The 22,590-nt window shown below is 32.7% G+C and carries 25 protein-coding genes; 3 read left to right on the forward strand and 22 right to left on the reverse strand.

The genetic code is table 11. From position 1 onward, the window contains the following. Window positions 1–83: 83 nt before the first annotated feature. The 3 genes from CLU97_RS15450 to CLU97_RS15460 all read left to right on the forward strand — a co-directional run bounded on the left by CLU97_RS15450 (window position 84) and on the right by CLU97_RS15460 (window position 1,617). Window positions 84–461: an MliC family protein gene (locus tag CLU97_RS15450; protein WP_121488725.1), complete on the forward strand. Its 378-nt coding sequence runs from the start codon at window positions 84–86 to the stop codon at window positions 459–461. A gap of 101 nt (window positions 462–562) precedes the next feature. Beyond that, entirely contained in the window at window positions 563–853 is a 291-nt protein-coding gene (locus tag CLU97_RS15455) for a YciI family protein (RefSeq protein ID WP_121488726.1), read from the forward strand. Then, entirely contained in the window at window positions 853–1,617 is a 765-nt protein-coding gene (locus CLU97_RS15460; RefSeq protein ID WP_121488727.1) for an exodeoxyribonuclease III, read from the forward strand. Before CLU97_RS15455 ends, CLU97_RS15460 begins: the two co-directional genes overlap by 1 nt. Window positions 1,618–1,686: 69 nt before the next feature. On the opposite strand, the gene CLU97_RS15465 is transcribed toward CLU97_RS15460, so the two are convergent. From CLU97_RS15465 to CLU97_RS15570, 22 genes are all read right to left on the reverse strand, one after another. Then, window positions 1,687–2,058, reverse strand: a complete 372-nt coding sequence (locus tag CLU97_RS15465) for a septal ring lytic transglycosylase RlpA family protein (RefSeq protein WP_089689987.1) — start codon at window positions 2,056–2,058, stop codon at window positions 1,687–1,689. A gap of 562 nt (window positions 2,059–2,620) precedes the next feature. Then, complete coding sequence (locus CLU97_RS15470) at window positions 2,621–3,331, reverse strand: hypothetical protein (RefSeq protein WP_121488728.1); 711 nt, start codon at window positions 3,329–3,331, stop codon at window positions 2,621–2,623. Window positions 3,332–3,365: 34 nt separating this feature from the next. Further along, complete coding sequence (locus CLU97_RS15475) at window positions 3,366–3,986, reverse strand: hypothetical protein (RefSeq protein WP_147436493.1); 621 nt, start codon at window positions 3,984–3,986, stop codon at window positions 3,366–3,368. Window positions 3,987–4,379: 393 nt separating this feature from the next. Then, the gene (gene rimO / locus CLU97_RS15480) at window positions 4,380–5,681 is read right to left on the reverse strand and encodes a 30S ribosomal protein S12 methylthiotransferase RimO (RefSeq protein WP_121488730.1); all 1,302 of its coding nucleotides are present in this window, start codon (window positions 5,679–5,681) and stop codon (window positions 4,380–4,382) included. A gap of 96 nt (window positions 5,682–5,777) precedes the next feature. After that, window positions 5,778–6,323 (reverse strand): dTDP-4-dehydrorhamnose 3,5-epimerase, encoded by a 546-nt coding sequence (rfbC, locus tag CLU97_RS15485; RefSeq protein WP_121488731.1) that lies wholly within the window; start codon window positions 6,321–6,323, stop codon window positions 5,778–5,780. 14 nt (window positions 6,324–6,337) lie between these two features. After that, window positions 6,338–6,907, reverse strand: a complete 570-nt coding sequence (locus CLU97_RS15490; protein ID WP_121488732.1) for a sugar transferase — start codon at window positions 6,905–6,907, stop codon at window positions 6,338–6,340. A 13-nt stretch (window positions 6,908–6,920) separates the two neighbouring features. Continuing rightward, window positions 6,921–8,057 (reverse strand): aminotransferase class I/II-fold pyridoxal phosphate-dependent enzyme, encoded by a 1,137-nt coding sequence (locus tag CLU97_RS15495; protein WP_121488733.1) that lies wholly within the window; start codon window positions 8,055–8,057, stop codon window positions 6,921–6,923. 9 nt (window positions 8,058–8,066) lie between these two features. Next, window positions 8,067–9,137, reverse strand: a complete 1,071-nt coding sequence (locus CLU97_RS15500) for a ferredoxin--NADP reductase (protein ID WP_183084585.1) — start codon at window positions 9,135–9,137, stop codon at window positions 8,067–8,069. An 8-nt stretch (window positions 9,138–9,145) separates the two neighbouring features. Next, window positions 9,146–9,793, reverse strand: coding sequence for an acetyltransferase (locus CLU97_RS15505; protein ID WP_121488735.1), 648 nt, complete (start codon window positions 9,791–9,793; stop codon window positions 9,146–9,148). Further along, a complete protein-coding gene (locus CLU97_RS15510; protein ID WP_121488736.1) occupies window positions 9,771–10,496 on the reverse strand; it encodes an SDR family NAD(P)-dependent oxidoreductase in 726 nt (241 codons plus the stop codon). Before CLU97_RS15510 ends, CLU97_RS15505 begins: the two co-directional genes overlap by 23 nt. Then, window positions 10,497–11,573 carry an aromatic ring-hydroxylating oxygenase subunit alpha gene (locus CLU97_RS15515; RefSeq protein ID WP_121488737.1) on the reverse strand — a complete coding sequence of 359 codons (1,077 nt, stop codon included), beginning with the start codon at window positions 11,571–11,573 and terminating at the stop codon, window positions 10,497–10,499. 2 nt (window positions 11,574–11,575) lie between these two features. Beyond that, window positions 11,576–12,604, reverse strand: coding sequence for a 3-oxoacyl-ACP synthase III family protein (locus tag CLU97_RS15520; RefSeq protein ID WP_121488738.1), 1,029 nt, complete (start codon window positions 12,602–12,604; stop codon window positions 11,576–11,578). Between the two features lie 2 nt (window positions 12,605–12,606). Beyond that, the gene (locus CLU97_RS15525; protein WP_089689975.1) at window positions 12,607–12,837 is read right to left on the reverse strand and encodes an acyl carrier protein; all 231 of its coding nucleotides are present in this window, start codon (window positions 12,835–12,837) and stop codon (window positions 12,607–12,609) included. Between the two features lie 12 nt (window positions 12,838–12,849). Then, window positions 12,850–13,860 (reverse strand): 3-oxoacyl-ACP synthase III family protein, encoded by a 1,011-nt coding sequence (locus tag CLU97_RS15530; protein ID WP_121488739.1) that lies wholly within the window; start codon window positions 13,858–13,860, stop codon window positions 12,850–12,852. A gap of 2 nt (window positions 13,861–13,862) precedes the next feature. Next, window positions 13,863–14,468, reverse strand: coding sequence for a sugar transferase (locus CLU97_RS15535; protein ID WP_121488740.1), 606 nt, complete (start codon window positions 14,466–14,468; stop codon window positions 13,863–13,865). 42 nt (window positions 14,469–14,510) lie between these two features. Then, window positions 14,511–15,377: a glycosyltransferase gene (locus CLU97_RS15540; RefSeq protein ID WP_228437735.1), complete on the reverse strand. Its 867-nt coding sequence runs from the start codon at window positions 15,375–15,377 to the stop codon at window positions 14,511–14,513. Window positions 15,378–15,428: 51 nt separating this feature from the next. After that, window positions 15,429–16,313, reverse strand: coding sequence for a hypothetical protein (locus CLU97_RS15545; RefSeq protein ID WP_147436494.1), 885 nt, complete (start codon window positions 16,311–16,313; stop codon window positions 15,429–15,431). A 274-nt stretch (window positions 16,314–16,587) separates the two neighbouring features. After that, window positions 16,588–17,823, reverse strand: coding sequence for a glycosyltransferase family 4 protein (locus CLU97_RS15550; RefSeq protein ID WP_121488742.1), 1,236 nt, complete (start codon window positions 17,821–17,823; stop codon window positions 16,588–16,590). Beyond that, window positions 17,820–18,878, reverse strand: a complete 1,059-nt coding sequence (gene wecB / locus CLU97_RS15555; RefSeq protein WP_121488743.1) for a non-hydrolyzing UDP-N-acetylglucosamine 2-epimerase — start codon at window positions 18,876–18,878, stop codon at window positions 17,820–17,822. The genes CLU97_RS15550 and wecB overlap by 4 nt, the downstream gene beginning before the upstream one ends. A gap of 61 nt (window positions 18,879–18,939) precedes the next feature. Further along, window positions 18,940–20,694, reverse strand: a complete 1,755-nt coding sequence (gene asnB, locus CLU97_RS15560) for an asparagine synthase (glutamine-hydrolyzing) (RefSeq protein WP_121488744.1) — start codon at window positions 20,692–20,694, stop codon at window positions 18,940–18,942. 40 nt (window positions 20,695–20,734) lie between these two features. Continuing rightward, entirely contained in the window at window positions 20,735–21,253 is a 519-nt protein-coding gene (locus CLU97_RS15565) for an acyltransferase (protein WP_121489764.1), read from the reverse strand. Then, window positions 21,250–22,569, reverse strand: coding sequence for a lipopolysaccharide biosynthesis protein (locus CLU97_RS15570; RefSeq protein WP_121488745.1), 1,320 nt, complete (start codon window positions 22,567–22,569; stop codon window positions 21,250–21,252). Before CLU97_RS15570 ends, CLU97_RS15565 begins: the two co-directional genes overlap by 4 nt. Window positions 22,570–22,590 lie beyond the last annotated feature (21 nt).

Genomic DNA, 22,590 nt, shown 5'->3' on the forward strand with positions numbered 1-22,590 from the left:
AAAATCGAATGATTTTTTCCGATTTTTTCTTTAAGGCATTTATTTTGCATACGAAAAGACACACACATTAATAATATACATTTATGAAAAAACACATTTTTATTGCCGCAGCATCTGCCGCATTATTTTTAACTTCATGTAATAAAGAAAAAAAAGCAACAGATGCTACCACTACTTCAGTAGACAGTATTGCTGCTAAGCCATCTGATTCGGCAGCGGTTGCAGGAACTCAGGATGAAATTGTAAAAAGTACTTCGAAAGACAAAAGTGGAAAAACGCTGGAAATGACTTTCAACAATACTAAAAATACAGCTACAGTAGTATTCAACAATGAAACTATTGAATTGCAGGGACAAAAGCCTGCCTCAGGAATATGGTATAAGAATGATCATTATGAGCTGAGAGGAAAAGGTGAGGAAATAGAACTGACAAAAGACGGTAAAACAGTTTTCAAAAAATAAAATCACTTATTAAACATATAAAAAGTCGGCTTTGAAATTCAAAACCGACTTTTTTATTTCCGCTTTTTTCTTAGAGTTCATATCTTCGTAAAAAATAAATCATGTTTATTATTTCGCTTACTTATAAGAGTTCTATTGAAAAGGTAGAGCAGTTTATTCCTCAACACAATATTTTTCTTAATAAGCATTACGAATCAGGGCGGTTTATAGCTTCGGGAAGAAAAGAACCCAGAACGGGAGGTATCATCATAGCCAATGCAGAATCTAAAAACGAGATTGAGGAGATCATTTCTGAAGATCCTTTTTATATTCATCAGATTGCAGATTATGAGATCACAGAATTTATTCCTTCAAAGTACAATCAAAATTTTAAATTTTTTATAGAAGACTAATGAAATTAATCACTTATAATGTCAACGGAATCCGAGCTGCTTTTACTAAAGACTTTTTAGGCTGGCTAAAGGCTGCCGATCCTGATATCATCTGTATTCAGGAGAGCAAGGCCGGAAACGATCAGATAGACATCGAAAGCCTTGAAAAACTAGGATATCACAGTTATTGGCACTCAGCAGTAAGAAAGGGCTATAGCGGTGTCGGAATTGCCTCAAAAATCAAACCCAACCATATAGAGTATGGCTGTGGCATTGAAAGCTATGATAATGAAGGGAGAATCATCCGTGCAGATTTTGACGGATTCTCTGCTATTTCAGTATATGTTCCTTCTGCTTCCAATATTGAAAGACTGGATTTCAAAATGCAGTTCTGCCATGACTTTCTGGAGTATATCAAAAATTTAAAGAAAGAAATTCCCAATCTTATTATATCCGGTGATTTTAATATCTGTCATGAGGCAATCGATATCCACAATCCTATTGGTTTAAAAAACGTTTCAGGGTTCCTTCCTATGGAAAGAGAATGGATGACCAATTTTATGAATGAATGTGAACTGATAGACAGTTTTAGATTTTTCAATGGTGATCCTGATAATTATACGTGGTGGAGCTACAGGCAAAATTCAAGGGAAAGAAACAAAGGCTGGAGATTAGACTATAACTTCACTTCTTACAGCTTAAAAGATAAACTCAGAAGGGCTGCCATTTTAAAGGAAGCTGTACATTCTGACCATTGCCCCGCTTTATTGGAATTGGATGTGTAATATACAAGATATTGATGCATACAAAAAGCCAGCTGAATCAGCTGGCTTTTTTTAATTTAAATCATAAAATTAATCGACAATTTCATATTCGACCGGAATTGTACCATGATTGGTATCTCCGATCTCATCGAACGCAGCTTTAGACATGTCTAAAGATCTTGATGAATGGAAAGGCCCTCTGTCATTAATTCTCACTATTACCTCTTTACCATTCTTAAGGTTCGTCACCTTAACGTTTGTTCCAAATGGAAGCGTTCTGTTTGCTGCAGTAAACTTTGAGTTATCAAAGATTTCTCCGCTAGCGGTTTTTCTACCGTTAAATTTATCGTGGTAGTACGATGCATAACTTGTTTTTTTCGCATCTAAGGCATTACTCGTAAAAGAATAAACACCCAAGGTTGAAATCATCATTATGATTACGAGAATGAATCTTTTCATCATGTTGAACTTTTATTGGTTTTGACGGAGCAAATGTATCAGGAATCTTTATAAAACCCTATTCAATATGTTAAAAAAAGTTAATAAAATCATAACAAAACGTTAACTACCACTGCAATCCCCTATGAATAGAGCATTTAAATCACATTGTTAAAAAGTGTTAAAAAAATACTTAAAAAGTTAACATAATTAACTAATTTACGCATAATTTAAATTTCACAATTTTAAAAATGACTGAAAATCAATAATTTACAAAAATCATAAAGTTAAAATAAAACCTATAAATCTATTCATACTATTTAAAGTCTTAAAAACCGGATATTGAATAAACTTTCTTACAGAAGAGTTTTAGCTGTGTAAACTTAGAATCTTAAGCTGGTTTTTAACACCTTTATATTTTGTTAAAATTGATAAGCCATATATTATTCAACAAATATTTGATTTCAATTCTTTAAAAAAAATAAAATGATGATTGATAACCCGAAAAAATAAATGAACACAAGTCTCATTAAAAGCAAAAACCAATGATTTCTCATTGGTTTTATATGTAATTAAATAAATTGTTTTATTTTAAGTATTCTAAAACATAATCATAAGTTCCGTTAGGATATACTACAGACATACTTGGAGATCCTGTAACAGCAGCTCCTGTAGATGTATCATATGAATATAATTCTCTTGAATATACTGTATTAGACCCAGCTTTATAAATAGTAATTGCATACATAGCAGTCATTCCGGTTGGGGCAGGTATTGTAACTGATGTACTTGTACCACTTGCAGCAAAAGTTCCTTTTATACCATATACCTGTGCACTATTAATTTGTCTGTTTGTAATAGTTTCAGTAGTAAGAATGTTTTCTCTAGTACCAGCGTTTGCGATTGGTCTCCATACCCCACCTGTAGGGTTTGTTGTTTTATTATCATAATACCAAAACCCAGGGAAAATTGGTTCTGATAATGTTCCGCTAGCTGCAGTACCAGTAGATGCTGTATTGTAAACAATCATACCGTCAAACCTGTTTGGGTTATTACCGCTATTATATAATGTACCTTGATTAGCTAATGCCAATTGGGTGATATCAGCTCTAGGGAAAATAAATCCTTTACCTAAATTAGCAGCAGTAACGTTAGCAGTTGAAGAAGCATCTAAAAAAGCTGAAGAAGCTTGAATTGTATTATCTCCAAAAGTTTGATTACCTTTAATCTGTGCGCTCATGTAACTTCCTAAAACGGATAACATAACAGCAGCTATAGTAGACTTTATATTTTTCATCTTAAATTTAAATTTTAAATTATTGTGTTTATAATTATTGTCCTCCTAATCCATACCAGTTAGTACCGTCTGTAATAAACTCAGATCCAAACTGCTGCAAAGCAGATAATGATTTTGTTAAGTAATTAGTGTTCAAGTTAGTCAAATTGTGCTGAAGTCCGTCAATTGATATAAGAGTTAACTTCTTTCCAACCATAGCTGCAGTAGGAGTAGGCAATTGTATCTGTCCAGCTACACCACCTGAAAACAATACTACATTACCTAAATCACTTGGAAGAATTACCATGCTTGCAGAGCCTGCAACAGTTCTGTAAGTAGGAGGAGCTGCCGCTGTACTGCCAGCACCTACAGCAATCCATGTAGAGGATACAGAATCATAGTAGTAAAACCCTACAGCTGTAACATTAGCTGTTTTAGTTGTAGCTGTTCCGTCAATTGTAGTAACGAAAGCAAGTGCACCGTTTTGAGCAGCAGTATATGCCGCATCTTTTCCATACAATTGAGTTCTTGTCATACGAGGGACTAATAAGGCATCAGGTCTAGTGTTATCTGTAGTGTTTGCTACGACGTCTAGAGTTGCGGCAGGCGTGGTTGTGTTAATCCCCACTCGCCCTGTAGTCTGAGCCTTAGAAAAAGCCGAAAGGCCAACAAGCATAATTGCTGTTAATAAAATTTTTTTCATAAGTTTTTAAAGATTTTTAATTACATTTTTTTCATCAATACTTCCAAAAAGGAAATGCATCCCAACTTGTGAATACTATATTGAAACTAACACACTCAAATAACTATTATTTTAAATTTTAGTTTCATTTTAAATTAACTCATTGAAAGCATATTATTTAAAAATATTGCTTATTGCGCAAATTTAAGACATAATTTTCAAATTTTTATAATTAAAAAAAGAAAATTAAAAAATCTTAATTTAGCCAAATATTAACAATTTGATTATCAATTAAATAAAAAAAGACATCAGAGAAAATTCTATGTTAAAATTTATTAATATATTAATTTTATACGCTTTATTTCCAACTGATTAATAAGCATTTAGCTATACCAGTTCCCCATATAAGTCAAACTCTTCCGCTGAAGTAATTCTAACCTCTGCAAATTCACCTATAGAAATATAAGTATCTTCAGCAGAAACCAACACGGTATTGTCTACATCTGGCGAATCATACTCTGTTCTTCCGATAAAATAATTCCCTTCTTTACGGTCAAAAATACATTTGAATATTTTCCCTATTTTTTCCTGATTCTTTTCCCATGAAATCTGAGACTGCAGTTCCATAATTTCTTCTACTCTTGCCTCTTTTACTTCCTGTGGAATATTATCTTCCAAGACATGTGCTGTAGTATTTTCTTCGTGAGAATAGGTAAAGCATCCTAATCTGTCAAACTTCTGTTCTCTTACCCAGTCTTTAAGCTCCTGGAATCTTTCTTCTGTTTCACCAGGGTATCCAACGATAAGTGTTGTTCTGATAGCCATATCAGGCACTTTTTCTCTGAATTTTCCTAACAGAGCATCTGTTTTCTCATGGGTAGTGCCTCTCTTCATAGATTTCAACAAATCTGAATTGATGTGCTGAAGAGGAATATCTATATAGTTACAAACTTTAGGTTCTTCACGGATAATATCCAAAACATCTTCCGGGAAACCGCTTGGAAAAGCATAATGAAGACGAATCCATTCTACACCTTCTACTTTTACCAGTTCTTTTAAAAGGTCACCCAATGCTCTTTTTTTATAAAGATCAAGACCATAATACGTAAGATCCTGTGCAATAAGAATTAATTCTTTTGTTCCTTTTTTCGCTAGTTTCTGAGCTTCAGAAACTAATTTTTCGATTGGGGTTGAAATATGCCCTCCCCTCATCAATGGGATCGCACAAAAAGAACATGGTCTGTCACAACCTTCAGAAATTTTAAGGTATGCATAATGCTTTGGAGTAGTTGTAAGCCTTTCGCCTACCAATTCATGTTTATAATCTGCTCCAAGATGCTTTAGCAGCATAGGAAGATCTCTAGTCCCGAAATACTGATCTACATCCGGAATTTCTTTTACCAAATCCGGTTTGTATCTTTCTGACAAACATCCTGTAACGAACACTTTCTCAACCTCACCTCTATTTTTCGCCTCTACATAATCCAGAATGGTATTGATAGATTCTTCTTTAGCATTATCAATAAATCCGCAGGTATTGATGACAACAATGTCACCACGGTCTTCGTGAACCACTTCTTTTCCATTGGCTTTCAGCTGGCTCATTAACACTTCAGAATCGTATACATTCTTGGAACATCCAAGAGTGACTACATTGATTTTCTTCTTCCCTACAGATTTTGTACGCATCGTTTTGATTTTGAGTCTGCAAAGATACGAAATATTGAAGAGTTAGGAATTAAAAAATAAAAACCACTTTAGAAAAGTGGTTTTCAGGGATATACTTTAAAAGTTTTTTTCTTTAAACAAGGGGGCATTCTCATCTTTTTCAGAAAGAATGGCATCTTTCTCATCAAGTTTCCAGTCTATACCAAGATCCGGATCGTTGAATTTTACACTGCCTTCTGATTCTTTGTTATAAAAGTTGTCACATTTATAGGAAAACACAGCGTTAGTACTCAGTACAGAAAATCCGTGTCCAAAACCTCTCGGCACATACAGCTGTAATTTATTCTCAGCGGTAAGTTCTATTCCGAACCATTTTCCGAATGTAGGAGAATCTTCTCTAAGATCTACCGCAACATCCCATACGCTGCCTTCAAGACAGGATACCAGTTTTGCTTGTGCATGCTCGCCTTTCTGAAGGTGCAGACCTCTAAGTACTCCATAAGAAGATTTGGAAATATTATCCTGTACAAAGTGCCCGTTCATTCCTGTAAGTTCTTCGAATCTTTTTTCATTGTACTTTTCAAAAAAGTAACCTCTGTCATCTTCAAATACGGTAGGCTCTATGATGTAACAATCTTTAAGCGGGGTTTCTTTAATTTTCATAATAGTAATAAATTCTATTTCAATATGGTTTTCACTGTTTTAAACAAAATCCTGATATCATTTTTGAAAGACATGGTTTCAAAATAATCAAGATTCATTTTTACTTTATTCGGGAAAAGTATTTCATCATTATATGCTAGGGGATCCTTCTGGCTGTTCAGAAGTTCTTCTTCATCCCTGTATTTTATGCTTGCTTCACAGGTTAATCCTGGTTTCAGTTCCAGCACTTTTCTGTCTTCTCCTATAAGTTTATCATAATAGCCTTCAATATCAGGCCTGGGACCTACAAAACTCATTTCACCTTTTAAGATGTTAAACAATTGCGGAAGTTCATCAAACTTAAATTTCCTCAGAGCCCGACCTGTTCCGGAGCATGTTCTTCTATGTTCATGAATTGTTTTAAATTTAAAAATGGTAAAAGGTTTTCCGTACTGCCCTATCCGGGTCTGAAGAAAAATACCATTAGAAGAGGTGTCCAGACTTGCAATCACAAACAAAATGATCAGTATTGGCATAAGCGGCAATATAACTATTACTGCTAAAAAAAAATCAAAAATTACTTTCCAAAACTTATACTGATTCATTTAATTAATACTATTAAATTTCAAAGTAAGTATGGATTATTTTTGTTATTCTTTCTCTATCGTCATCTGACAAGTTAGAACCTGACGGAAGACATAATCCGTTATCAAACAATTTTTCGGAAATATTCCCTCCGTAGTAAGGAGCAGATTCAAAAACCGGCTGCAGATGCATTGGCTTCCATAATGGTCTTGATTCTATATTATCTTCCAAAAATGCAAGTCTTAAATCTTCTCTGTTTTTCCCTGTAATTTCCGGATCAATAAGTATTGCAGATAACCAGTGATTTGAATAAAAATCACTATTGGGTTCTGTAAATACGGTTACTCCTTCAATATTTTTAAAAATTTCAAGGTAGAAATCGTGCATTGCTCTGCGGGCAGCAACTCTGTCTTTAAGAACTTCCATCTGACCTCTCCCTATTCCGGCAACAATATTACTCATTCTGTAGTTGAATCCAATATGTGAATGCTGATAATGAGGAGCATTATCTCTTGCCTGAGTGGATAAGAAAACGATTTTATCTTTATCTTCTTTTGTATGGCATACTAATGCACCACCACCTGAAGTCGTAATAATTTTATTTCCGTTAAAGCTAAGTACCCCAAAACGTCCGAAAGTTCCGCAAGCCTGCCCTTTGTATGTAGAACCCAAAGCTTCTGCAGCATCTTCAATTAAATCTATTGCAAATTCTTTTGCAATAGCCATAATTTCGTCCATTTTTGCCGGCATTCCGTATAAATGAACGACAATGATAGCTTTTGGCTTTTTACCTTTTTGAATTCTGTCTTCAATAGCCTCTCTTAATGCTTTAGGGCACATGTTCCATGTATCATTTTCGCTGTCTACAAAAACAGGATTGGCACCGCAATACGCTATTGGATTGGCAGATGCCGAAAATGTCATGGACTGACAAATTACTTCATCTCCGTGCTGAACGCCAGCCTCAATTAAAGCAAGATGAAGAGCTGCTGTTCCTGCTGATAAAGCAGCAACCTTTACGTCTTTATTTAAGAATTTTTCTAAGTCTTCTTCAAAACCGTTAACGTTAGGGCCTAATGGAGCAATCCAATTTTCATCAAATGCTTCATTGATATATTTTTGTTCGTTACCTCCCATGTGTGGTGAGGATAACCAGATTTTTGAATTCATAATAGTTAATTAATATTCGTCGTATGAGATGGTTAATTCTGCAGAGGTCGGAACGGATTGGCAGCTTAAAATAAAACCGTCTTCAATTTCGTAGTCCATTAAAACATCTGTTTCTTTCATATTCACAGTTCCGGAAATCACTTTTCCAACACAACTGCTGCAATTTCCTTTTTTACAGGAATAGGGAACGTCTAAACCTTCGTCTAGTAAAGACTCAAGAAGGTTTTTCTTATGATCAACAGTTACATAATGAGACTCCTGATCAATAATTACTTCAACTTTTGTCTGCCCGGATTTTATTTCTTCAGAAATAATCTCTTCAATACCCACCTCATTCTCTAAGGAATAAAAAAGTTCACTTTTAATAATTTCCTTTGAAATTTCAACAGAAAGAAGATAATCATGAACAGTTTTAATTAATTCCTCAGGGCCGCATGTATAAAATTCTGAGAAACTTTTTACATCCCATTCCTGATGAAATTTGGTATCCAGAAAGTCATGATCAATACGCCCAAAGTAGTAATTATCATATTCTTTCTGACTAAATATGTAGATTACTTTTAAAGTCTCTTTAAATTGAGTCTCTAAAGATTTTAGCTGACTGTAAAAAATAGCGTCTTCAATTTTCCTATTGGCAAAAAGTAATGTAACCCTACTTAAAGGTTCATTATTAAGAATATTTTTAACAATTGAAATAATAGGAGTAATTCCACTTCCAGCTGCAACTAAAAAAACATTTTTGGAAGAATTTTCTGAAATATTATAAACAAATCTTCCTTCCGGCAAACTTACTTCAAGGTGATGACCTACTTCAACGGTATTCTTAATAAAGTTTGAAAACACTCCACCATCTATTGCTTTTACCACCACAGACAAAGAGTTTTCATCAGGGCTTGCACAAATTGAGTACGATCTTCTTATTTCTTCGTAGTCAATTTCAGATTTCAAAGTAATATATTGACCGGATTCAAAAACAAAAGAATCTTTAAGATCTTCTGTTACATCAAAAGTCAATAGAACAGCAGCATCAGTTAAAAATGACTTATCAGTTACTTTGAGTTTATGAAATACATTTCTCATGTGTGTCATTAAAATATTTTTTTTGCAGGATTTCCTACATAAGTTCCAGCTTCTTTAATATTTCTGAAAACTACACTTCCAGCTCCTATAATTGTATTATCTGCAATTTTTACTCCCGGATAGATTGTAGAGCCTGTTCCAATTAATACATTTTTCCCAATCTTACAATGTCCCCCTAAATCTACATTTGCCATAATATTCGTAAATTCATCAATAAAAACATCATGCCCAATCTGGCTTCCGCAATTGATAAATACTCCTTTTGAAACCTCTGCATCACATGATATCAGGACATTGGAAAAAAGAATTACTGATTGATCTACTTTTGTTCTGTCACCAATAATACAAGTGTGATGAACAAAGCCTTGTATTTTGGAATTATCAGTATTAGTAAAGATATTTCTTTTTACATCAGAATTGTTGATTGCCAATATAATACTTTCGTATTTATTTAAATCATTATCAGACAATGAATCAATTACTTTCAGATCAAGATTGAATTGGTGTAAAGCAGTCTGATTATCATCCACAAATCCTACAATATTAGGAACATTGCCATTAAATTTGCGAGAGTGGTTGATAAAGCTCAAAAGTTCTCTTCCAAAGCCTCCGGCTCCGATAATTACAGATTCTTTACTGTACTGAATATCCTCCATCGATTATTATATTTTGGCCCGTGATCCATTTTGAACCATCAGATATTAAAAATTTTATTGCAGGAACTACATCTTCGGTTTTTCCAATTCCAAGAGGGTGCATTTCTACAATCTCTTTTACATTATCTTCGCTCAATTGAGAGAATAGATTTTGTGTCATTGGAGTTTCTACTACACCTGGCAAGACTGCATTCACTCTTATTTTTCTCTTTGCAAATTCTAATGAAGCAGACTTTACTAAACCTACTACCGCAGATTTCGTTGAACAATATCCAATTTTGCCAGGCTGCCCCAATACTCCCATTACGGAAGACATGAAAACTACACTGGCTCCATCATTACTGTATTTTTTCTTTGTAAAATGTCTTAATAATTCAATTCCTGAAAATACATTCAGTTTATATATTCTTTCAATTTTTTCAGGATTGTACAATGTAAGCGGAACCGTTTCTTCCATTCCTGCACAATGTATAAGCGCATCGAATTTTTCGGAAAAATCTAAATTTTTAAATAAATTTTCAATTTCTGAAACTTCCGATAAATCTAATGGGCAGCAAATAACATTGTCTTTAACCTCATCCAAAAAATCCTGAATCTTTTCAAAGTTTCGTGCTACAGCCACCACTTTATGACCATCTTTCACAAGATCTTTCATGGTTTCAAAACCAATTCCTGAAGTAGCTCCGGTAAGAATAATATTCATTTAATCAATGTATTTTTTATAGTTTTTCTGGAATTCGCACACTCTGGCTTCTTCATCGCTTAATTCTCCTGTGAAAGGCGATTTCTTTACTCCAATCTGTACTTTTTCACAAATTGTTTTGTCTTCATCAAAAACCTTTCTATTGAAGCTTACCAATGACTGTTTATAGATGTTTTCTAAAGTAGGATTTGTTTTTTCATCTTCTTTCTTTGTCAGGAATACATAGCTGACAAACTTTGATGAATTACTGTCAATAGGAGTAATATAAGATAAATTAAAAGAAACGCCATATGTACTTGAGATCAATACATTTGGAAATACAACAAGGTGTTTATATCCTGAAATTTTATATTCACGGTTCTGATAAGGTGAATGAATTTTAGCATTTTTACCTTCATTTTCACCTGCCAAAAGCGTTGCATCCCAAACAGAGTGTTCTTTAATGAAAGTAAATTCCATCCCTCCGGCACCCAACTTTTTGAAAGTTTCTTCGTGAATAAGGTTAACGTGGTAACTTTCTAAAGTATTTTCCACTAAAATTTTCCAATTGGCATTAATAATCATGTCATTAACATCTACCAATTCTCCAAAATTATTACTCATTTTTTCAACTTCTTCGAAAAGATCTCCCATAAAATCTTTCAATTCTGAAGGATCATTGGAAAGGTTAACAAAAACAAGTTCTCCACAAAAGTCTACTTTATATTCTTTAAGCTTTAAGCATTCAAGTTCATCTTTTGTGAATTTAAATAAAGGTTTCTTCGGGATTCCAGCCGGAATTCCTTTATCATTGTATGCCCATCCATGATAAGGGCACATCAGTGGTCTGTTACCAGACTGCTCAACCTGAATAATTGAGTGTCTGTGTGAACAAATATTTTTAAATGCTTTTATCGTACCTCTGCAGTTTTGCACTACTACCGGAATTCCTCCAATGTCCTGCGTGATAAAATCATCCTCTTCTTTTAAAAAAGATTTAAAACCTATAAAGCACCAAGTCTGCTGAAACAGAAGTTCATGTTCTTTTTCTAAAACATCTTCTCTGTAATAATGTTCGGGAAGTATTAATGCTTTCATGTTTATATTTCTTTTAATGGTAAAATTTTTGTTTCTGATAAATTAATGATGCAGTTTCCCCAGGATAAACCAGATCCATAACCGCTACATAAAACTTTGGACTTGTTTTCAAGCGTATCCAAATTGGTAGTGATGAGTAGAGGAATGGTTACTCCGCTGGTATTTCCGAAACGCTCAATATTTACCGGAACTTTGTTATTATCTATTCCCAATATAGAACTTATCTGCTTAATGATAAATCTATTGGACTGATGAAAGAAGAAACCATCAATTTCTGATAGATTGACTGATGATTCTTCTTCAATTTTTTTAATACTGGGAGCAACTTCTCTTAATGTAAAATCAAAAACTTTTGCTCCATTCATATTAAGATACAGACCTGATTCGTTTTCAGAATCAAAACTATCTTTTGTGATGTTTTTTCTATAGCCTCCTTCAGGAATTATAATAGCTTCATGATGAGCTCCATCCGAAAAGAAATTGAAATATGATTGATCTGCACTACTGTTTTTGGAAACCAAAATAGCCGAGGCAGCATCGCCAAACAGCATATTGGTACTTTTATCAGTAGGTGATAAAATCTTTGATAAGGTTTCTCCAATGATCAGCAATACTTTCTCCCCTTCTTTTAATGTAGAAGCAATGGAAAAAGCAGTACTTAATCCCTGAACAAAACCTGCACAGCCTGCATTGATATCAAAACACAGAATTTCCTGCTGCAATCCTAATTTATCCTGTAAAATATTGGAAGTGAAAGGAATTTTGTAATCTGATGTCTGTGAAAGAAAGATAAGACTTTTGATCTTGCTTTTGTCAACCTGCTTTAGCAATTCTTCTGCAGCCGCAAATCCCAGATCCGATGCTGTAACACCTTTATCTGCCCATCTTCTTTCTTTGATACCAACTGTTTTTTCAAAAACTTTTATTTCTTTTTCTGTTAACAATGTTGAAAAAAAAGAATTTCCAACTGCTTTACTCGGAACACTGGAACTGATATACTCTATCGAAACATTATTAAACTCCTGAAACATAATTAATCAAATTTATCTTCTCCGATTCTTTCAACCAAAGAATTTACTGTTGTAATTTTAGCGATATCATCACCGTTTAGCAATACTCCAAAGTTATCTGATACGAAACCAATAAGGATCATAGCAGCCATAGAGTCCCATTCTTCTAATTGAGAAAGATCCGTTTCCGGAGTTAAATCAATTTCCAATTCTAATTCTTCCTGTAATTGTGATGTAAAATCTGCAATATTCATTTTATTATATGCTTAAAGTTTATTATTTATTTTAATTATTCCTCCTGACCAAGATAATCCTACTCCAAATCCTACAATTCCGAGGGTAAGCTCTTTGTCTTCCTCCAGGCTATCTGTATATCTCTTTAAGGCAATAGGAATGGTACATGATACGGTATTTCCCCCATCTGATAAATCATTATAGAAGTTTTCTTTTTCTATTTTGATTCTTTTTCTAAGGAACTCCAACATAAAGGAATTGGCTTGGTGGAAAACGAACTGATCAACCTCTCCTATTTCTATCCTATTCACTTCCATAATTTCTTTTACAAAATTGGGAATGGCTTTTGTGGTAAAATTGAATATCTCAGGACCATTCATATACAAATGATTATCTGTATATACATTATCTGTACCATACTCAATTTCTTCTGCACCGGGATCTAAAGGAAATCTACTACATCCGTTTTTGATAATCAATTTGTCATAACCGGAACCATCCGTACCGAATTTAAACTTTAATATATTATCTTCTTCAGTTCTGCTAATAAGTGTTGCAGCAGCAGCGTCTCCAAATATAGACCTGTTTGTTTTATCTTTAGGATGAATAAATTTTGAATAGGTTTCTGCAGTGACCAGTAAAACGTTTTCTACCTGACCTGAAGAAATAAGAGCATTGGCTAAATTTACTCCATAGGTAAAACCAGAACATCCTAAGTTAAAATCCAATGCACCTATATCTGTTCTCATGCCTAATTTGTCCTGAAGAATACAGGCCGTTGTTGGTAAAAAATACTCAGGGCTTTGTGTACAGTATAGTATGTAGTCTATTTTTTGTCTATCAAAACTTTCAAACAGCTTATTACATGCTTTTACAGCAAGATCTAAACCTGTTTCGTTTTCGCCTACAATATATCTTTTTTTAATCCCTACTTTTTCTTCAAATCGTTCAAAATCATAATCTGGAAAATCTTTTTTCAGATCTTCATTTGTGACTACAATTTCAGGAAATACATATTCTATTCTTTTTATTTGTGCTCCCATATTTATTTTGATCCTTTAAATTCTTCGGCTGTAGCATTATTTTCCTGGGTAATCCCTTCAGACTTAAAGACTTTTTTTATCGTTAATAAAATAATTTTTATATCTAAGCCCAAACTAATATTGTCTACATACCACACATCATATTCAAATTTTTTCTCCCAAGAGATAGAATTTCTTCCATTCACTTGTGCCCAGCCTGTGATTCCTGGTCTTACTTCATGTCTTCTCGATTGAAAACTGTTATACAAAGATAAGTATTTTGGTAAAAGAGGACGTGGTCCAATAAGTGACATATCTCCTTTTAAAACATTTATCAATTGAGGGATTTCATCTAATGAAGTTTTTCGTACGAATGAGCCTATTGCAGTAAGTCTATCTGCATCCGGTAAAAGATTTCCACTAGGGTCTTTTTTATCATTCATCGTTTTAAACTTAATAATGTTAAAAATTTTCCCGTTTTTCCCTGGTCTTTTCTGAAAGAAAAAGGGTTTTCCGTTATTAGCTAAGAATAATCCTATTGTTACAATGATAAAAACAGGACTCAGAATAAGAAATCCGAAAAAAGCAGTAACAAAATCTATTAATCTCTTTATGAAAATTTTATACATGAATTATCTATCTAAACTTTAATAAATTAAGTACAACAAAAATCAGCAATTTTTTTTGTCTCTCATTAACTGCGTATTATATTTTAAAATCATAAAATTTCTTTGAAAATAGTTTCCCAAAAAATTATTATAAATTTTATATTCTTCTGTATCCTTATCGATATATTGGATATAATTTTTGATATGGTTTTGGTAATACCCAGTCAAAACTTCTGATGATTTTTCTTTTATCGTATTGAAAGACAGCTTATTTAAGTGACCATGAACATTAGAATCATGAATTCTATAATGGATGTAGGAGTTTGAATCAATAACAACATCATAACGGTGAACCCTGGCAAGGAAATATACCAGCCAATCATGCGAAAATGCTTTCAAATTTACATTCGGTACTTTTTTAATAAATTTTTGCAGATTTAGTGCAAAATCTTTAGTGAAGACATATGTACATCCTGCACTGCCTCCTTCAAAAAGATAATCGTATTTTTTTTGTGGAAAATCTTTTTTCAATGTACTTAAGGAATTGTTAGATTCCTCCCATTTGGTAAGATTGGAACAATACAGCTGTGCATTTTCTTTCTTGAGTAAATCAACTGCCGATTTCATTTTTTCAGGTAACCAAATATCATCCTGATCACAAAATGCAACATAATCAAAATTCTCGCTAAAATCTAAATTCTCAATCATTTTCAGAAAATTCTTTGCCGCAGAACCTGTTCCCGGGATATTTTTGTTTATCCTGATATGGGGATAATTTTCGGAAATGATGTCAATCGTTTTATCTTTACTTCCATCATCACTTACTACAATATCAACTTCAACTCCATTTTGATTAAGAATGGAATTAATTTGATCTGTAATATACTTTTCTCCGTTATACGTTGCGAGAAGAATTTTAATTATTGACATACTGTTTATTTAATAATGATATTTCGTTTCAACTGATCCGTGCTATCTGAGTTATAATTTATAAAAAAACAAATGCAGATAAATGATGAAATTCATTATTATTATAAAATTGAAAATATTTTTTTTGTTTGTTTGATTCAAAATGGAGTAGAAAATAAATGGTAACATAAATACGTAGTATTTAGCATTTGCATAATTGGGTACCATGAATATAAAAAACAAAGTAGCAGTAATTACACCTGAAATAAATACAAATTTTTGAAAAGAACGCTTATCATCAATAGAAGGGATAGTCTTTTTAATAAATAATTTTACAATTACAATACCATAGAATATATAAACTGGTATAATTTTAACTCCTGATGGCGTTAAAAAAATACCTGTCATAAAGGTAATAATTGGACGCAAAAATATTGGGTATTTATTACGGAGTCCCAATTTTTCTTCCCCTTGTAACATTGCATTGGCTTTATCAGAAAGAAATCCTATATTGGATATATATGACAATGAGCTAATTCCCAAAACTAAAGCTCCCAATACGAGAGAGATACCTGCAATAATAATTTTGCGCTTATCCAGATAAGAAAAAACACATGTAATAATAGCAAAGGTAGCAATCACCGCAGAATTACCGACATCCAGAAGGGAGGTTAATAAAATCATAGCTACCACAATAGGCCATCTCCCCCAAAAAAGAAATATGGGTATTGTTAAGACCAATACAAATTGTTCTAAACCTAAAACCCCAACGTGAAATACAAATCCTAAAAACACCAGTACTAAGCACAATACATCCAATCTATAATTCCATTCTTCTATTGAGAATTTCATTCCTAAGCTGTTGACTATTTTGAATGTTGTTTCTCTGAAAATAACAGCAATTAAAAATGGCAGCATCGAAAAAATTGTGATGGCAATTCTTCCTAAACTTTGCATAACATCTTCAGTACATGTCTTGCTATCTATACTTGACCAGTAAGAAAACAATGTACTATTTGTATAGCATGATGAATAATATGTGAAAGTTCTTATTATAGATTCAAAGTAAAAATATGGTGTCCAAAAGGGTTGTGAATCTCCTCTTACTAATTCATATGCACGTGCTTCAAAATCTGGCTCATCACCAAATGGAAAAAAGTAAAGTCTACCTATTACTAAAAAAAGATAAAAAAGAAAACTGAACGTATTCCAAGCTTTGACACCAACATATTTATACTCCGGTTAATTTTTGATACAATTTTCTATATCTCTCAGCGTTTTTCTTGTAGTCAAATAAATCTTTTGCTACATTACTACGTTCTATTTCTTTACCATCGTTTATATATCTGTTGATATTTTCTACGCTAAGTTCTTCAAAGGTTTTTGGACTATAAGTAATCCCAAGATCATATTTATTTGTTAAAACGGACGCACCTCCACATTCTTTATTTACTATGACAGGAATACCCATAGCTGTAAATTCTACAGTTTTAGTTCCTAGAATACTGTAACCTACTGCATCTTCATAAGATGAAGTAGATTTGCGGTAAGGCAGCAAACCGAAACTTACATCAGAAAGTGCGGCTTTCAATTCATTAGTATTTTTTGTAGAAGTCAGCATAATTTCGTTTTCAGGAATTTCTGCAAAAACTTCTTTTATGGCTTCGTGCGATGATGTTGTAATGATTTTCAGCTTACAATTGGGTGTTTTCTTTCGTAATTCTGTATACAGCTCCAACAGGTCATTTGTAGTATGCCAAGTTGCCTGAGTTAAGGCACCAAGATAACAATAGACCACTTCATCCTTTGAACCACTTGAAGTAGAATTCAGGTTTTCGGTATCTACACTTAAATATATCTTTTCTATTGATTTAGCTCCTATTTCTTCATAAGATTGGGCCATTGTATCTGACACTACTATGGTAACATCAGATTCAGCTAAAAGCTGCTTCTCCATTTTTTTTAAAAATAAATAATTTTCATTGGGCTGGGTATATTTATTTTTAAGTGCATATTCCTCTGGAAAAAGACCTCTGGCATCAAATATGACTTTATAATTAAGATTATATTTTTTCTTTATTTTCAGGGCCAACCATGTTGCTCCATAGCCTCTGCAATGTATAATATCAGGTTTTATGGATCTTAGATGTTTAGAAAGGAATGATTCTGCTCCATGAAATAAAAATTTAAACAAAAACCTGTGCATATAGGCTACAGACTGTACAGCAAAAATAGGTGTACTTATGAAGTTTATTTTTCCTAATTTCTGTTTAACTTTTTGAATTTCCTCTTTATACTTTCCTTTTTCCCGAATATGTCCACTATGGATAACAGGTACACCGGAAATAAAATAAAAGCTGCCATTTTCTATTTCATCTGTATTAGCCACAAATTGTCCTAAGACCTGCGACCCAAAGACTCCATATGATCTTGGAGTTTCTCCCCAAGTCAAATAACATACTTTCATTTTAAAAGTTCTTTTATAATTATACTGCTTGCATCTCCTTTCCCATATAATGTATCCGAAAATACAATTTCCTTATTCTTGCTGGCATGATATGCTTCAAGGATTTTATTTTTATCGGTTCCTGTTAGTATGTTAGCTCCTATATCAACTAATTCCTCCCATTCTGTTTCATCTCTTAAGGTAACACATGGCTTGCTGAAAAAGTAAGCTTCTTTCTGAAGACCGCCGCTATCTGTCATTACAAGAGAACAATTCTTCAAAAGCCACACCATATCCAGGTAGCCTACCGGCTCAACAATTGTAATATTTTTTACAGGTATTCCAGATTCCTGGATAATTTTTTTTGTTCTCGGATGTAAAGGTAAAATTACTTTTGTTTCTTCAGCAATGGCATCCATAGATTCGATAATGTTTCTTAATCTATTGATATCGTTTGTATTTTCTGCTCTGTGAATTGTACTAAGCACAAAATTTCCGGAAACATCAAAATTGGGCTGGGTTGCTATTTCTTTATAAAACAAAGCTCCGTCCAGCATTACATCTCCACTTTTTATAATGCTGCAATTCGTATTTTGATAGTTTTCGGCATGCAAATTTTCAATGGCTTTGTCGGTAGGGCAAAACAAATAATTGCTAACTCTATCCGTTAATATTCTATTTACTTCTTCCGGCATTTTCATATTGAAACTTCTTAAACCAGCTTCAACGTGTGCAAGTTTGATGTTCAATTTTGATGCGACTATTGCTCCTGCTAAAGTAGAGTTTGTATCTCCATATACCATAATAACATCAGGGTTCTCTTTCAATACAATTTCTTCAATACGCTCGATCATTTGCCCTGTCATAGCTCCGTGAGTAGTTCCACCAATTCCAAGGAAGTAATTGGGTTTGGGAATATGCATTTGCTCAAAGAAGATATCAGACATATTAGTATCATAATGTTGTCCTGTATGTACTATTATTTCCTCAATTTCTGAATGTTTTTTTATTTCCCTGCTTACTGAACTTGCTTTTATAAATTGTGGACGTGCTCCAAGCACTGTTAATAATTTCATAGTTGTATTTTCTAATGTTATAGAAGACTTATTTAAAGTTTTGTGATATAAAATTTAAATATTAAATTTTAAATGCATCGATCAAATAACTTTTCAACGGAACACCGTTTACTTCATTTTTATTAGGTGGTTCATAACCTATTTTATCTTTTCTCCAAACGATATCTTTTGGAACAACATCATTCATTGCTTCTCTAAGTATGTATTTAGAGAATCCATTATTTACTTTACATGTAGACGGTAAAGTAAACACAAATTCTACTAATTCATGAGATAAAAACGGTAGCCTTACTTCTAAAGAGTGTGCCATAGAGTTTCTATCCGCATATCTTAATAATTCTTGCAAACCACCTCTGAATGTTGCATGATAAAGCATTTCATTTAATGATGTTGCACTGTATTTTCTTTTGAACTGTTCGTTTTTATATTGAGAATAAAGATCTTTTTTAGCATCTTTTTTAGTAAAGTTATCTATTCCAGATTTTATTCCCAATAATTTATCAATCTGAGCATCAGAAAGTTTTTCTTTCAGGAAACTCATTCTCAATCTCCTTGAAATGCTATTAATCTGATTGGAGGCATGTACCTGTTTATAGATCTCTAATTGCCTCTTATATTCTTTTTCGTTCTTTTTCTTTAATTCGATGAAAAAAGAATCAATTAATCCATGATACCCACAAAGGTATTCATCTGCTCCTTGACCGTCTAATAAAACAATAACATCATTATCTCTTGCCAGCTTCATTACTTCATACTGAGCGGCAATACTTAATGTTCCAAAAGGTTCTTCCTGATGATGAATAATTTCCTTAACATTGGCAACCATGCTTTCAATAGTCGGAAAACAGCTTATTCCTTTTGCATTTACACTGTTTAAAACTTTATCTATATAAACAGATTCATCTTTGATAAAATTGGGAAAGCGAGCGGAAAAAGTTTTTTGTTCAACATTATTGACTTTCATATGATTAATCATACAAACTGTTGAAGAGCTATCAAGACCTCCGGATAAACTTGTTCCTACAGCAACATCGGAACGAAGCCTTCTGCTGATAGAAGTTTCAAATAATCTGAAGAAAGTATCTTTAACCTCATTAAAATCTACTTTATCTAATTGATTTTTATAATCAATATCCCAATACTTTTGTTTTTTAATTATTTTTCCATTGGGATCTACAATCATATAGTGGCTTGGTTCAAGCAAAAATATATTTTTATAGAACGTTTCGGATAGATCGTTTGAATTATTAATATATCCGAAATGCCAATAGTTGAAAAGCATTCTATTGTTTGTTTCTCTTGGAACCCCCACACTCCAAAGAGCTTTCATTTCCGATCCAAAATAAAAATTATTATGACTTTGGTGGTAAAAGAATGGTTTTTCTCCAAATCTGTCTCTGGCACAGAACAAAACCTGTTCTTTTTTGTCCCAAAGAGCAAATGCGAACATCCCATCAAAGTCTTCAAGACATTTTTCTCTTTTATAATCGAAATTAGCCATCAATACTTCCGTATCGGAATCTGAAACAAAAGTATATCCTTTTGTCTTCAAAAATTCCCTGATTTCGATGTAATTATATATTTCTCCATTGAAAACAATGCTATATCTATCCAAATAATGCATTGGCTGGCTACCGGCATCAGTTAGATCTATAATGGATAATCTTCTATGTCCTAATCCGACTCCGTTATTATCATTTATCCATTGCCCCTCCCCATCTGGACCACGATGCTCAATGGCATCTGTCATTTTTTTTAATTGCTGGTAAGTTAAAATTTCTCTATTCTGACTTATAATTCCTGCGATTCCACACATGTGATTTGTTTTTTAATTTAGTATATGAATAAAAAATTAATTATAATTCTCTTATAATTTTAGCAGGTATCCCTCCTATTACAACGTTGTCTGGGAAAGATTTGGTCACAACACTATTTGCCCCAACGGTAACGTTATCTCCAAGCACTACACCTGCAGTAATAACAGCCCCTTGCCCTATCCAACAATTTTTACCAATCTTGATTGATTTTTTGATATAAATATCTCTATCAAAAAAATCATGATTTGCAGTATGTACTCCTACTCCATAAGACCATAATGTTCCGTCTCCAATCTCTAATGTTGTACCATCAAAAATCGAAAAATAGCAACCACCAGATGCTGCAAATGAGGCTAATATTTTTTTATCATTAGTATTAAAACGTAGATTTCTGGCACCAGATACCTTAGAGGTATAATGAACCGAAAATTTGGCAAAAATATTTAATAAAAAAAGTTTTTGAAAAATAAAATTGACAATCAGAAAATTAACGGGAACGGACTCATATTTTTTACTTTTAAATATTGAGTTTATTCTGCCTAAAATACTTTGTTTCATTGCTTTAAAAAATATAATATAAAAATTGCTATTAAAAGCCCTAAAAGCCATTTATCTTTAAATAAGAGCACATATTTCTTTAAATTATTCTCTAAATATAATGTAATTATAACCAGAAAAACTACGGAAATAAAAACAGCTCTTACAATACCTACGATTCCCCAAACATTATAAAAGAAATATATAAAGACAATATTTATAATTAAAGATATCAAAGAAGATATTGCAATATAATTGGTTTTGCCCTTTATTGACAATAATGTTCCATAAGTCGCATTTCTCCATATCAATATCAAGCAATAGCCCTCAAATACAGGAACTGCTGAAGCATATCTGGTACCAAATAACCCTAAAATAATTTGTTTAGAAAATAAAATGCAGGCAAACACCAATGGAAAAATAAAATACGATGCTTTTTTTACATCATGAAGCCACATATCAGTTGCCAGATCTATCTCATCATTTTCAACATGCTTAACTATCTTAGGATAACTAACACTTACTATAGACTTCGTGATTAATCCTGCAAAAGGAATTTCCAGTGCTCCTATGGAATAGATAGCAAATTCACTCAGCCCACCTATTTTGTTAATAATAACCTTATCTATATGCAAAGTAAACATTCCTAAATAAGTAGCTATAAATAATGGGAAACCATATCTAAGCATCATAGAAATATTTATTCTATTCATATTAATCTGTGGATAGATCTTCAGAATAACCAAGTAGGTAATTAGCTGTAAACCCAATGCCAGTAAGAAAGGCAGAAATATATTAAGTTGAAAATCAAAAAAATTATTGATTAAAAATATAAAAAGACTGGCGGCCAGCGTTATGCAGAAAACTACCATCGAGATTAATATAACATTAATTTTACCTATAGACAAGCAAACCTGTAAATAGACACCATTGGCTGAAAGTAAAAAATATAAAAGCGGAATTAAAAACCCAGCCTTTATGATAACATTTATCCCTAATAATTCACCGAATGTTTTTGAAACCTCATCAAAACTTAAAAAAGCAAAAATAACAGCACTTATTAATATAAAAATGAACATTACTGTTCCTAAAAGTTCTTTTATTTTATCGTGATGCTTAGCAATATTATACCTAAAACCCTCAATAAACCCAAAAGATAAAAGTGTAGCAGTAAATTGTACAAGTAATATAAGCTGCTTCCAGCCTCCTACCTGTTCTAAAGAATAAGTTCTTGCTACTATAACGTCTGCTAAAAAAATAGTAGACAAAAAAAGCATATTGGCAATTGAGTATAAAATTGCAGGCTTTTTTATCAGGTTTAATATTTTTTCAACCATTCTATTTGATCATTACATTTT

Origin of the sequence: Chryseobacterium sp. 7 (assembly GCF_003663845.1) — a bacterium.
Taxonomy (GTDB): Bacteria; Bacteroidota; Bacteroidia; order Flavobacteriales; family Weeksellaceae; genus Chryseobacterium.